General features: G+C 51.9%; 10 protein-coding genes. 4 read left to right on the top strand and 6 right to left on the bottom strand.

All coding sequences use genetic code 11. From position 1 onward, the window contains the following. Positions 1-332: 332 nt before the first annotated feature. The 5 genes from tyrS to MKY86_RS06760 form a co-directional block, all read right to left on the bottom strand. A complete protein-coding gene (gene tyrS / locus MKY86_RS06780) occupies positions 333-1,592 on the bottom strand; it encodes a tyrosine--tRNA ligase (protein WP_076079745.1) in 1,260 nt (419 codons plus the stop codon). Positions 1,593-2,063: 471 nt separating this feature from the next. Beyond that, positions 2,064-3,122, bottom strand: a complete 1,059-nt coding sequence (locus tag MKY86_RS06775; RefSeq protein WP_076079678.1) for a M4 family metallopeptidase — start codon at positions 3,120-3,122, stop codon at positions 2,064-2,066. A gap of 18 nt (positions 3,123-3,140) precedes the next feature. Further along, positions 3,141-3,809: a YukJ family protein gene (locus MKY86_RS06770; protein ID WP_076079679.1), complete on the bottom strand. Its 669-nt coding sequence runs from the start codon at positions 3,807-3,809 to the stop codon at positions 3,141-3,143. Between the two features lie 20 nt (positions 3,810-3,829). Continuing rightward, positions 3,830-4,342, bottom strand: a complete 513-nt coding sequence (locus MKY86_RS06765) for a histidine phosphatase family protein (RefSeq protein ID WP_076079680.1) — start codon at positions 4,340-4,342, stop codon at positions 3,830-3,832. A gap of 28 nt (positions 4,343-4,370) precedes the next feature. Beyond that, positions 4,371-7,088 (bottom strand): endonuclease, encoded by a 2,718-nt coding sequence (locus MKY86_RS06760; RefSeq protein ID WP_083685209.1) that lies wholly within the window; start codon positions 7,086-7,088, stop codon positions 4,371-4,373. Positions 7,089-7,389: 301 nt separating this feature from the next. On the opposite strand from MKY86_RS06760, the gene MKY86_RS06755 reads away from it, so the two are divergent. From MKY86_RS06755 to MKY86_RS06745, 3 genes are all read left to right on the top strand, one after another. Further along, on the top strand, positions 7,390-9,258 hold the full coding sequence (locus MKY86_RS06755; RefSeq protein ID WP_076079681.1) for a S8 family peptidase: 1,869 nt from the start codon (positions 7,390-7,392) through the stop codon (positions 9,256-9,258). A gap of 189 nt (positions 9,259-9,447) precedes the next feature. Continuing rightward, on the top strand, positions 9,448-10,029 hold the full coding sequence (locus MKY86_RS06750; RefSeq protein WP_076079682.1) for an LOG family protein: 582 nt from the start codon (positions 9,448-9,450) through the stop codon (positions 10,027-10,029). 104 nt (positions 10,030-10,133) lie between these two features. Continuing rightward, complete coding sequence (locus tag MKY86_RS06745) at positions 10,134-11,639, top strand: amidase (protein WP_076079683.1); 1,506 nt, start codon at positions 10,134-10,136, stop codon at positions 11,637-11,639. A 117-nt stretch (positions 11,640-11,756) separates the two neighbouring features. Here MKY86_RS06745 and MKY86_RS06740 read toward each other — a convergent pair whose 3' ends face one another. Next, positions 11,757-12,191, bottom strand: coding sequence for a MarR family winged helix-turn-helix transcriptional regulator (locus MKY86_RS06740; protein ID WP_076079684.1), 435 nt, complete (start codon positions 12,189-12,191; stop codon positions 11,757-11,759). A 119-nt stretch (positions 12,192-12,310) separates the two neighbouring features. Between MKY86_RS06740 and MKY86_RS06735 the strand changes: the two genes are divergently transcribed. After that, positions 12,311-12,766, top strand: coding sequence for a CBS domain-containing protein (locus MKY86_RS06735; protein WP_076079685.1), 456 nt, complete (start codon positions 12,311-12,313; stop codon positions 12,764-12,766). The last annotated feature ends 129 nt before the right edge of the window (positions 12,767-12,895 follow it).

The raw sequence follows: 12,895 nt of genomic DNA, 5'->3' as shown, positions 1-12,895 counted from the left end.
TCACACCATTCTCTCTCTAGCTCAACCTAACTCATCTATCTCACTCTACCTCATCTAGCCAAATCCAACTCTTCTGGCTCATCCTAGCTCATCTAACCTAACCTCACTCATCTACCTCATTCTAGCTCACCTTGCTCATTCTCACTCAGCTGCCTCATTCTAGCTCACCTAGCTCACCTAGCTCAACCTCACTCATCTACCTCACCCTAGCCACCATCAACCTCGTTCCAGTTCACCCTCAGCCTCGTTCCAGCCTAACAACGCTCAAGATCCGGCTCAACATCCGGCCCGCGCTACTCGCCTTCCGCAAACCATCACCCGGCAGCTTGCGCTTAGACCAGCTTCACCAGGCTGTAATTCTTCTTGCCCTTGCGGACGATGATGAACTTGCCGCCGATGGCATCTGCAGCTGTAATCTCCGTCTCCAGCTCATTCACACGCTCCCCGTTGATCGAGATTGCGCCTTTGGTAATATCCTCACGCGCCTGGCGTTTGGACGGCTCCACTCCCAGGTCCACGAGCCAGTCTACAATGTTCTTGGTCTCCGTGCCCGCTGTGAAGGTCGGCATTTCCTTGAAGCCTTCCTCGATTTCGTCCGCAGTCAGGGAGCGGATATCGCCGCTGAACAGTGCCGCGCTGATGCGTTTAGCCTGCTCTAGCAGCTCCTCGCTGTGCACGAAGCGGGTCATTTCCTCAGCCAGCGCTTTTTGCGCCTCACGTTTATGCGGCTCGGTCGCTACCTTCTCTTCCAGCGCTTCAATCTCCTCTTTGCTCAGGAAGGTGAAGTACTTCAGGTATTTAACCACATCACGGTCATCGGTGTTCGCCCAGAACTGGTAGAACTCATAAGGGGTGGTCTGCTTCGGATCGAGCCAAATGGCGCCACCGGCGGTTTTGCCGAACTTCGTACCGTCAGCCTTCAGCATGAGCGGAATGGTCAGGCCGAAGGCTTTGGCTTCGTTGCCTTCTTTTTTACGGATCAGATCGAGGCCACTCGTAATATTCCCCCATTGGTCCGAGCCGCCGATCTGGAGCTGCACATCCTCATTCTGGTACAGATGCAGGTAGTCAATGGACTGCAGAATCTGGTAAGCGAACTCCGTGAACGAGATGCCGCTGTCCAGGCGGCTGGCGACTACATCCTTGGCGAGCATCGTGTTGATGCTGAAGTTTTTGCCGAAATCACGCAGGAAATCAATGACGTTCATATCCTTGGTCCAGTCGTAGTTGTTCACCATCCGCACCTGATTGTCGCCATCGGTAATGAACAGCTTCTTCATCTGGGCGCTCAGCGCCTCCACATTCTCCTGCACTTGCTCCATCGTCTGCAAAGAGCGCTCACTCTGGCGTCCGCTCGGATCGCCGATCGTTCCCGTAGCTCCCCCGATCAGAATCACCGGACGGTGACCGGCCAGCTGGAAGCGCCGCAGCATCATGAATGGAATCAGGTGGCCGATATGCATACTGTTGCCCGTCGGGTCAACGCCGCAATATAGCGACACCGCCTTACTCTCCGTCAATTCACGCAGTCCGTCCGCATCTGTCTGCTGGTTAATGGCATCGCGCCACAATAGCTCGTCGATAATGTTCAACATGTACAGCCCCTTTTGTGTAAGTGATTGTTCTATATCCCTTGGTATCCGTCAAAAAAACAGCAGCCCTACCGCAGCAGCCTCAGAAGCTTAAGCCCGCCACGCACCCAGCCAGCAAATTCGCACAGACAACAAAAAATCGCCCCTTGTCTATTCAGACACAGGGACGATTATCATTAACCGTGTTACCACCCAAATTGCACAGACCTAGTGCTGCACGCAGGTCCATACCACTCTCAGGCGAGTTATCGTTCGCTTAGCTCCGCTTGGCATTACCCAAGATACTCCCGAGGCGTAATTCGCAGTCCGCTTGTGTGTACCGGGTTCCATCGACCCCCGGCTCTCTGGGAACAGGGACAAGGCTGCTACTGGCTCGTTCAACGTATACCAACTATAAGATTACAGAAAGTATAGCCGCTTCTAAAATGGTTGTCAATGCGGCTGATGCATGGAATTCTTTTCGCTCCTCCCTCAGGCATGAACGGGCAGGAGAATCCCCACATCACTGAATACTTTCGTGATCACTGCGACTGCGGATTGCGGCAGTTTGCCCTGCCGGACCAGCTTCTCTCCTGCAATAAGAAGAGCCTGCAACAGATCCGTGAACTTGGCATTATGCTTAATCGTCTCACGGTCCTGCAAAGCAGTGTACCATAAGTATGCAGCCGGGTCAGTGCCCAGTTCCATCGCCGCAAGATAGAAAGCCCTATTCGGTATTCCGCTGTAATAGTGTACGCCTCCGCCATCATCACCTAGGGGGATTTCCATATACTTGCTGAAGTGAGACACTTGCCTGTCTCCAATATAGGCTGTCCCCGGCTCCTTCATGGATCTGAGCGCTTTGCCGGGAAATTCTGAACCCACAATCTCATCGCCAATGAGCCAGTCGGCCGTTCGTGCGGTTTGCCCTTTTACATACTGCTGCACAGCAGTTCCGATGACATCCGAGAAATGCTCGTTAAGTGCTCCGGATTGTCTCATGTAATCAAGATGATTGACATACTGGGTGACACCATGAGCCATTTCATGAGCGACAACATCAAGGCTCTTGCTAAGATTGATGAACCATTTTCCGTCTCCGTCACCGATAGCAAGCTGATTCTGGTTGGGTAACCACACGGCGTTATTATAATTTTTCTTAAAGTGAACATTGCATATAACATCCATCCCCTCATCGTCGATGGAATTCCGGTTAAGCTTGTGTTTGAAGTACTCCAGCGTTTTGCTGGAGTAATCGAAGGTAAGGTTTACAGCCTGATCGTTATGCAGAGCATCTCCTTCTTTGCGGCTTAATTTATACCGGAGCTCTCCTGTGCCCTGACTGTCATATACTACACATTTCGGGTTATGGCTGGCTTCGAAGTCGTTATTTACCGCCTGGCCTTCCGTTTTTTTTACCTGCTTCTCTTTCTTGGCTAACTCCGCCATACCAGCAAGTGTGCGTTTCGCATCCTCATTCCCTTTTTCCGCCAATTCCTCAAGTAAAAACTTGGGGATAAATCCTTCTTCATGTTCAATATGTCCGCTCATCATGATGCTCCTTTCGCTCTAATTAGACAGCTGTGCAGACTTTTGAGTCAGATGATTACATTCACTAACCGGACGTTCCATATGACCCTGGTCATCGGTGCACCAGGATTGCGACTGGAAGGCGAGGAACAGGCCGAGCCATTTGTCTTCCTGCTCAAAATGAATCACAATTCCGCCATCCTGCCAAATGCCGTCGTCCGCTTTGTATTTTTGAACATTCCCTTGATTCATGTGGATATTGTGGATACCGCCCGGGAAAGGCTCACCGTATACATAAATTTTAGCTGTTTCATCTTTAATTGCACGTTGCAAATAGGCATCAACCTTCTCATTCAGGTCATTATCGGGACCGTCTTCATTGTATGGAAGTGCGATCATCTTCGAGGGATCAAACAGTCCGCCGCGGATGTAGTCCAAGGCAATTTCATCACGGTTGGATTTACCAATTTTAGTGATCCCGTCCTTTAAACTCTGCAGGTGGGTAATCTGTTCAGAATTAAATTTATCTCCGACCAGATAAAGCAGCTCTGAAGGGGCCTCGGTGGATTGAACATTGATGGCTAATTTGTATTCTTTGCCGGCAGCCTTGACCACAGCATGATAATGCGGGGTGCTGTCGCCTGTGGGAGGTGCAGGTATTCCTTTGATGATTTTTCCTTTTAGCACTCCATATGGATTCAGTGGCATAATGATCGTCTCCTTATTAATTAGAAATTAAAAGCACCGGCAATCTCATAACCTTGCGCTTCACCCTTAGGCTTGAGCAGAATCAATCCGAGGTAAGGTCTGGCTTCGATCTGATTATTAAAGGAAAAACTATGCGCCACCAGCACTGTATTAGTGCTCTCTGAGGGGATGGATTCCAACAGAGTCACAAGGCGCGTCTTCATCTCAAGTGCTTCACCGGCCGGATTCTCCATAAACAATGTATCCATATGAGCCAGAGCTTCTTCAACACGGATACTCTGAAAAGCCGCCTTCCCTGTCTCCTGTGTCCGATGCGTAGGACTGGTTAACACAGGCAGACTTAGCTTAATATTCTGTTCCCTCATCCAGTTGCCTAGTAATGCCGCCTTTTCCTGCCCCTCCGAGCTTAAGCCCGGATCACCAAAAGTCTCAGCCGGCTGGGCATGGCGGAAATATAGCACATAACCGCCTTGCTGAAGCTGGTTTACCATTTCTGCAGGCGGTTGATTAATTCCGGTACCAGTCATGTTCATTACGTTGCCGCCTCCTTATTTCTCTTGGTTAAAACTCTATTTGATCTGCAATTTCAGGCAGATCAATGAAGGGATTGCGATTGCCCTGCAATTCAAAGATCAGCTGATTGCGGTGCTTCTCATGCAGGCTCACCGGATGCTCCTTATGCCAGCCCAGCAGCAGCTTAATGTCAATCCGCTCATTTTGCCGTTCGATTTTTCCCGGATACCGTACCAGGAAGTACAAAACCGCTCTCGCTGCCTCCCCCTTGCCGCTCTCCGGCTCAAAGCGGATCATCCCGCCGCGTTTCCCGCAGGCATTCCGGACGGTTTCCCGGTAGGCTTCCGGATTATAGTCAGCAAAATCATAGTATGGAATGTTGCTTCTATAGCTGTTGCATTCCTTCTCACAGATGAATAAGTGGTGCAGATCACCCCGCATAGGCGAGCTTTTGCTGAACCAGGACTGGGGAACAACATGCTCGACATTGAACCCGAATTTCTCATCGATCAGCTCCTGGAACCCTTCCTCCTCCTCCTGGCCGTGAAGGGCAAGGCTCTCCATGAACTCCTTCCGCAGCCGTTCGGTACGGTGATCCTCCCGGATCAGTTCTTCTGCATCAAGCTTCTCTCCTGAATACAGGCTGTGCAGACTGCCATCCTCGCGGATATCGACTCCGGCATACAGCTGCGTCCGGCTTGCCGGGTAGGAGAAAATGCTGTTATGGGTCTCAAGCATCAGCTGATGCAGCTGACGGAACACCTGGCTTCCCCCGGACTGGAGATCCACACTGCGATAGTAGTTCACGATATCGAATTTATCCTTCTCGGCATCGTAATATCCCCGCTCCTCTTCGAGTCTGAAGCGGTTCAGCTGAAGCTTGAGCAGCGCATGCTCCATCGTATTTCCCTGCGCCCAAACCACACTCGGTACTGAAGGAATCCTCAGGTTATCCTGCTCGGTGCTGCTGTCTTTATAGATGATCCGCAGCACGACTGGAACATGATCTGAGATTCTCGATGCATAATCAGGCATGCTTTTGTCAAATCTGACGATTCCGGCATCATCCTGCTTCCCGTCGAAGCTGATAACTCCTGCCCTGGTATCCTTGGTAATAATGATGTGATCGATCAGCGACTTATGATCACCAATGTAAGAGATATGACCTGCCTGTGCATCGTCAAGGGTTAGCGTAAGCACCGAGGGCATGTTCATCACCGGACTCAGTGACACACTTCCTGCATCATCATTCAAGTCTCCACCCAGTAGAATAGGCAGCTCCTTGAACTCTTCTGTACGCTTCAGATCCTCAATGATGACTGACAATGTCTGGGCGGCAAGCGTTCGTCTTTCGGTGCTTACCGCATCACGCATGGCTTTCAGATGCACCACAATCTTCAGGAATTCAACATTCTGGCCATCTTCTCTAACTGTACATTTTGCGAATAGAGGCTCTCTCGGAAAAGCAGTTTTACCGTTGATTTCTGAACGCAGCAGCCGGCCGTACTTCAGGTTAATGTCAGTTCTGAGCTCAACATTAGCCGTGGTCGTATCGTACAGCACCGCAAGATCCTGCCCCCCATCTGCATCAAGGTACACGTAGTCCATAGCAGCTCCGCGATTCTTCAGCTCTTGTCTCAGCCGGTCCAGCGCCCCCCGCTCTACCTCAACAAGGCCAAGCGTATCCATCGACATATCCGCCACTAAATGGGCAACATCCTTAATCCGCTGTTCACTTACGCTATTGTTGAAGTTTTCAATATTCCAGAATCCGATATCCGCGAACCGTTTATCTCCTTTGAAGGAGGGGATTTCGATTTCAGCAAGCTCTCTGCGGTTATCCACCAGCCCCTCAACATCGTAGAATCCCAGATACGGCGAAGTGCCTTCAAGCTTCTGTGTCAGCTGCAGAGCAGCAGAATCACCAGTTTGGGCAAGAGCTACAAGTTTGGCAACGATTGCGGAGATCCTTATGCCTTCATTCACTGCCTGCTGCTGATCATTGTCTGTATACCAGCCCGCATGATGCAAGGCAACAAGCTGCCACTGGTTGTTAAACACTGCTGCACCCGAGGAGCCCGGCTCCGTATCGGTCGTATAATGAATCACTTTTTCATAGACATAGCTGACTGTGTTGTCCTGCAGAGCAATCTCTTTCTGCCTGCCCTTGGGATGCTGGATAATATTCGCATATTCTCCACGGGTAATCGTTGTCGGACTCCGCATCAGCTTCACAGGAATCACATCCTCAATCCCGGCAGTCTCACAGGCTACGATCGAGAAGTCCAATTCTTCAAAAGGTGAAGTGATGAAAAATTCCTCAGGCTTCAGTGCAAGCTTGACGATCCTCCCATTCTCTTCATATCCGAATTCAACCTGGCTGCCAGTTGCTTCCTCGACGCTTGCCAGCACATGATGGTTAGTCATCACCAGCCCACGGCCAATCAAGAATCCGGTTCCAAGTCCCGCAGGTGTTACAATCCGGCAGACCGCTTTGGCGCGTTCAACTCCCTTGCTCAAAAAATCAATGGGCAGCAGATTGCTGTCACGGTGAATTTTCTCCATAATCAGTTGCTCGGTTTCTCTTCTGAGCTCTTCGTTCCCCTGCCACTCCTGCTCATCAGGAGTAATATGCAGAATGGAAACCGCACGGCGTTTCACCAGATCGCGGTAATCATCCGGTGTCAAAGGGGTATTGTCCGCAGCTGCATAACGTTTTCCGACCAGTGAATACGTCTTTCTTCCAGATTCGTTGGATATGAACATTCGTTGTTCACCCCTTACAATTTATTTTTTTGGGTACCTCCCAATAAAGAACGCAGGTATTATGTGAAATCATTAACTTGATGATACTTACTTTTTTTTACATAATTGTTTATTTGACGACATGCATTTATGCATTTAATAAGAATGCCCGTGTATGAATGACCATAATTTTCTTGCTGCATTGTTCATATCCCATAGGATGTATCGGTTTGAATAAAATGGTTTTTATAAAAATTCAAATTAGTGAAAGTATATGGACGTTGTATTTTCCAGTACACTAACCAGCTAAAGGAGACATGAAATGAAACTCAAAGAAACAACGAATGAGATCCCCACTAAGCTTGATCCAAGACTGCAGCGGGTCATTGCCTTTAATCAAAGTGAACATAAGGATGCTCATCCGCATTTGTTCAACGCAGAATCAACGGGGACAGCGGATACCCGCGAAATCGCGGTTATCGCCAAGGTGAAGGATATGGAGGCGTGGAAAAATCTGTCCGGAGTCCGGCAAATTGCCGACTTGGGCAGCGTGCCTGAGGAGCAGGAGAATGTACGGCTCGTTACCGCCCGGATTGACGCTGATCAGATTGAACAGATCCGCAATTCACCGGCGGTAATGAGCATGAAGTCATCACAATTATTGAAGCCCCAGCTCTTTAAGACCATTGAAGAAACCAAGGCCCGGGCGGACTTGCTGAATCAAAATACCAACAGCCACGGCGGAAGAGGGGTGGTCGTAGGGATTGTAGATTATGGATGTGACTTTACCCATAAGAACTTTATCCATTCAGACGGGACAAGCCGGATACTTAGCTATTGGGATCAGACGGTTCCTAATTCCAGTGATACCGAGTTTGGTTACGGCAAAGTCTTTTCACAGGGCGAATTAAACCGTGCTCTGAAAACAGATGATCCGTTCGCGGCATTACATCTTTCTGATCCCAAACATGAAGATGAGCCCTGGCACGGAACACACGTTATGGATACTGCTGCGGGCAACGGTAACGGAACTAATGTTCCCGGTACTGCTCCTCAGGCAGATATCATTTTTGTACAATTGAATGCCGATGATGTTCCATGGTCGGGACCGGACGCGGTCAAAGGAGATTTCGGGGGTTCAGTGCATCTGCTGGAGGCTCTGCAATACATCTATAAACTCGCCGGAGACCGGCCGTGTGTTACCAATATAAGTCTGGGTACCAACGGCGGCCCCCATGACGGCACTTCTCTGGTTGAGGTAGGATTCGATACACTCCTAACCGCTGCTAACAATCGGGCCATCGTATTGGCCGCCAGCAACTCTTATACCGACGGCATACACGCCAGTGGTATCATTCGCCAGAATGAGGTGAAGGATCTCCGCTGGATCGTGGAACAATCAGACCGTACCTCTAACGAAATCGAGCTTTGGTACGATGCAGCAGATGAATTATCCTGCCAGTTCATCACTCCGGATGGGGATAACCTCGGTGAGGTTAAGCTCGGCACGAATCACCAGGCAGTCGGGAACCGGAATGAAATCCTGATCTTCATCTCCCACCGTAAACAAGATCCGAACAACGGTGACAACGTCATCAATATCTTCATGGAGAGAGGTTTACCGGCCGGTGCATGGACACTTAGACTGCGCGGAGTGAATATCCGTTCCGGTAAATATCATGCCTGGATTGAGCGGGATGATATTGGTCAATCCCATTTCGAGGAACCGCTGGATAACACTTACACCCTTGGTTCAATCTGCTGCGGCAAAAAAACAGTCGTTGTCGGTTCATACAGCGCCAAAGAAGCAGGCACACCACTTTCCTTCTTCTCCAGCGCCGGTCCGACACGTGACGGAAGACAAAAGCCGGAGATTAGTGCTCCTGGAGGAAATGCTACGCAAAATGAACGTGAACAATTCATGGTTATGGCCGCTAAATCAGGATCAATAGATAAGGTTACTCCTATGATGGGCACCAGCATGGCAGCTCCCGCTGTAACCGGTATTGTTGCCCTGATGCTCGCAGAGGCGTTGGCCCACGGCATTTCTTTATCCAGTGAGGAAATTCACGAGATTCTCCGCAAATCCGCAAGACCCATGTCGGGCAGTTGGCATGACCGGTATGGCTATGGGCGCATCGATGCCGCCAAAGCCCTACAATTAGTCGCCGAATTAACCCCTGTCCATTAAGAGCATCTGCAAGGGGCCAACAACTTCTGTTGGCTCCTCTTGTACATAGACCCCTTTGTAAAATGAATGTAATCCAGAGTTAAACATTAAGCATATCCTTCTAACGCACAACATCGTATGGTATCTTTGTTGTAGACACACATACACCAAGCATTTTTAGATACTAAGATAAAGGAGAGTCAGCAGCTTATGAAGAGTATCGCAGTGTTCTGCGGTTCCAGTGAAGGGACTTCGCCCGTATACAAGGAATCCGCTATTCTACTCGGCAAGGAGCTTGCCGCACGTAACATTACGCTGATCTATGGCGGAGCTACTGTAGGCTTGATGGGCGCTATTGCAGATAGTGTGATGCAGGCCGGAGGTCAGGTGATCGGGGTGCTGCCGCATTTTCTGAAGCAAAGGGAGATCGAGCACACCCGTCTGACGGAGCTGATCATGGTAGACTCTATGCACGAACGGAAGCTTAAGATGTCTGAGCTGGCGGACGGATTCATTGCTATGCCGGGCGGCCCGGGCACGATGGAGGAGTATTTCGAGATCTTCACCTGGGCTCAGCTCGGCCTGCATCAGAAGCCCTGCGGACTGCTTAATGTGAATCATTATTATGATCCGCTGATTGCCCTGTTCAGCAACATGGCCCGGGAACAATTCATGCAGGAGAAGCATCATTCCATCATGCTGAACGCTACCACGCCGGAGGGCATTCTGCAGCAGTTCGCAGAGTACACGCCGCCTCCAGTGAAACAATATCTTACAGATGAGCGCACTTGAAAAGTCTCTGCCCTCCTTATAACGCAATATACTATGCGCGAGACTGCAGCTATAGCCTGACCGCTAAGTAGCCTGCCTGTTCCTGCCAGAAAGAGGTTATAGCTATGTCGTTGTCTGCTTATTCCGGTTATGATGCGCTGGGGCTTGCCGCCCTAGTTAAGGCACGTGAGGTCTCGGCGCGTGAGCTTGTGGAAGCCGCCTATGCCCGGATGGATGAGGTGAATCCGCTGCTGAATGCGGTGGTGCGCACCCGCCGGGAGGCTGCGCTGAAGGAGGCTACGGAGATGCCCCTTGATTCCGGGGATCCCCCCCGTCCGTTCGCCGGCGTCCCCTTCCTGCTGAAGGATATCTCCCAGGCGATTGGCGGCGAACCGCTGACCTCGGGCGCTCTGCTGATGAAGGACAATGTCGCGAAGCGGGACTCTAACTATGTGGCCCGTATCCGGCGCGGCGGCTTCATTCCGCTGGGCCATACGAATACGCCGGAATTCGGACTCAAAAATATCACCGAGCCCCTGCTCCACGGCCCGGCCCGCAATCCCTGGAGCCCTGCCTGTTCACCTGGCGGCTCCAGTGGCGGTGCGGCGGCGGCGGTTGCCGCCGGGATCGTCCCGGCCGCCGGAGCCAGTGACGGCGGCGGCTCCATCCGCATACCGGCCTCGTTCACCGGCCTGTTCGGGCTGAAGCCGACGCGCGGGCGTACGCCGGTCGGCCCGGGGATCGGCCGCCAGTGGCAGGGCGCGTCGATTGATTTTGCGCTGACGCGCTCGGTGCGGGACAGCGCCGCGATGCTGGATCTGCTGCAGGTGGTGCAGCCGGAAGCGGCTTTTCAGACGCCGCTGTATCCGGGCGTCTACCTGGACGATCTGCTGAAGCCTGCGCAGCGGAAGCTGCGGATCGCCTTCACCACCGCTTCGCCGGTGGGAACACCGGTATCCGCTGAGGCGGTAGAGGCCGTGCTGAAGACGGTCAAGTGGCTGGAGTCCGAGGGCTATGAGGTGGAAGAGAAGCTGAGCCCGGTCAACGGGGTGCGGCTGATGGACAACTACTATACGATGAACGCCGGAGAAGTATCCGCCATGTTCCTCTCGCTGGAGAGCGCCATGGGCCGTGCAATTAAGGCAGAGGAAGTGGATATTGTCACCTGGGTGCTGGCCGAAGCCGGGAAGCAGGTCTCGGCGGCAGAATTCGTGCACAGTCTGCACGAATGGGATGTAGCCGCTGCGCAAATGGCCGCGCTGATGGACCGCTTCGATCTGTATATTACTCCGGCTAATGCAGACTCCGCCCCGAAGGTCGGAGAGCTGACCCAGACCACGGCGGAGACAGAGGAGCTGATGCAGATCAGCGGACTGCCGAAGGATGCGCAGCGGCGGATGATCTATGAAATGTTCGAGCCGAGCCTGACCTACACGCCCTTCACCCAGCTCGCCAACCTGACCGGCCAGCCCGCCATGAGCGTGCCGGTGCATCTTACGGCCGAAGGAATGCCGATCGGCGTCCAGGTCATGGCCTCCAAAGGGCGCGAGGACCTGCTGCTCCAGCTCGCCGCTTGTCTGGAGCAATCCCCGCTGTGGGTGGGGATGAGCGGGAATGCAGGCTTTGCTTGAGACCTGTTCCGCTTCCCTGAATACTATGCAAAGGGCCGTCCGCAGCGTGAAGTAACGCTGCGGACGGCCCTTTTGCTGTGATGTCTGCAGTGGGCTTCCAGAGACTTCCGGGACCCATCAGCCCTCTTCCAGAAAAGTTGCATTGAACTTCCGCAGCAGCTCCCCGAACAGCTGTCCCTCCTCCTCCGACCAGCCCTTTAGCAGTTGTTCGATCATCTCCTGCCGGACCTGCCGGTTCTCCTCCAGACTCGCTTGGCCCGTCTCCGTAATCTGCAGCGAATAAGCCCGCCCGTCCACAGGGTCCGGTACCCGGGTGATGTACCCCTTACTCTCCAGTGAGGCAGCCTGCCGGCTGACCGTAGAAATATCCAGCTGAAACTCATCGGAGATTGCCTTGATCCCGGCAGTTCCTTCACGAGAGGCAATGTGATGCAGCAGCAGGTAGGCCGCACGATCCAGATTGCCGATTTTTTTGAACGTGGTAATTGAAGTGAGACGGCGGAACAGAACCGCCATTTCCAGCTCTATTGTCTCAATTGAATGTTTGTCCATGCCGGTTGCCCCTCTTCTCTTTTATTCATTGACTTTACTCTTTCCACTTGTATAATACAAGTATATACTTTCATGATACAACTTATTTCTGCAAAAGCTAATTTTCAGGGGGAACCGGTATGAAAGCCCATGAATTCATGGTCCGTCAGGTGTACAAGGTGAAGCAGGAAGATACCGTACGGACTTTTATTGAGAAATGTATTGCCCACCGGATCAGCGGTATGCCTGTCGTGAATGACCGGAATGAGATTGTCGCCTACCTCAGCGACGGGGATATTATGCGCTATATCGGCAGGCATGAGGATCTGATTGTGGATTCTTTTTTCCAGATTAATGTGTTCGTCGGGGATAATGATCTGTTCGAGGAACGGGCGCAGAAGCTGCTGGATCTGAACGTAATGGCTATCGCCAAGAAGAAGGTCATCACTGTGCATGCCGAAGAAGATATTGAAGCCATCGCCACCATCCTCGGCAAAAAGCAGATCAAAAAGGTTCCTGTTGAACGGAACCATGTGCTGGTCGGCATCATCAGCCGCGGCGATGTGATCCGCCATTCCTTCAAGGCGCTGCTCTAGGATGAACAATCCCCTCCACTAGCGCCTACTTATCCTCATGTGCTGCCTGACCGTCCAGCGTCTCTCCCCGGCAGCGGCTACAAGTTCGAAAGAGCGCTTACGCTCTCCTTGTGATAGTTGCGACACCCT

Source organism: Paenibacillus sp. FSL R7-0333, assembly GCF_038000365.1.
GTDB lineage: Bacteria > Bacillota > Bacilli > Paenibacillales > Paenibacillaceae > Paenibacillus_AQ > Paenibacillus_AQ silagei.
This window is presented reverse-complemented; position numbering and strand designations above follow the sequence as displayed.

Bases quoted from the DNA above. Each gene is read 5' to 3' on its own strand.
- MKY86_RS06770 (WP_076079679.1), bottom strand. From the start codon at position 3,809: ATGCCACTGAATCCATATGGAGTGCTAAAAGGAAAAATCATCAAAGGA.
- MKY86_RS06755 (WP_076079681.1), top strand. From the start codon at position 7,390: ATGAAACTCAAAGAAACAACGAATGAGATCCCCACTAAGCTTGATCCA.
- MKY86_RS06745 (WP_076079683.1), top strand. From the start codon at position 10,134: ATGTCGTTGTCTGCTTATTCCGGTTATGATGCGCTGGGGCTTGCCGCC.
- MKY86_RS06750 (WP_076079682.1), top strand. From the start codon at position 9,448: ATGAAGAGTATCGCAGTGTTCTGCGGTTCCAGTGAAGGGACTTCGCCC.
- MKY86_RS06735 (WP_076079685.1), top strand. From the start codon at position 12,311: ATGAAAGCCCATGAATTCATGGTCCGTCAGGTGTACAAGGTGAAGCAG.
- MKY86_RS06760 (WP_083685209.1), bottom strand. From the start codon at position 7,088: ATGTTCATATCCAACGAATCTGGAAGAAAGACGTATTCACTGGTCGGA.
- MKY86_RS06765 (WP_076079680.1), bottom strand. From the start codon at position 4,342: ATGAACATGACTGGTACCGGAATTAATCAACCGCCTGCAGAAATGGTA.
- MKY86_RS06740 (WP_076079684.1), bottom strand. From the start codon at position 12,191: ATGGACAAACATTCAATTGAGACAATAGAGCTGGAAATGGCGGTTCTG.
- MKY86_RS06775 (WP_076079678.1), bottom strand. From the start codon at position 3,122: ATGAGCGGACATATTGAACATGAAGAAGGATTTATCCCCAAGTTTTTA.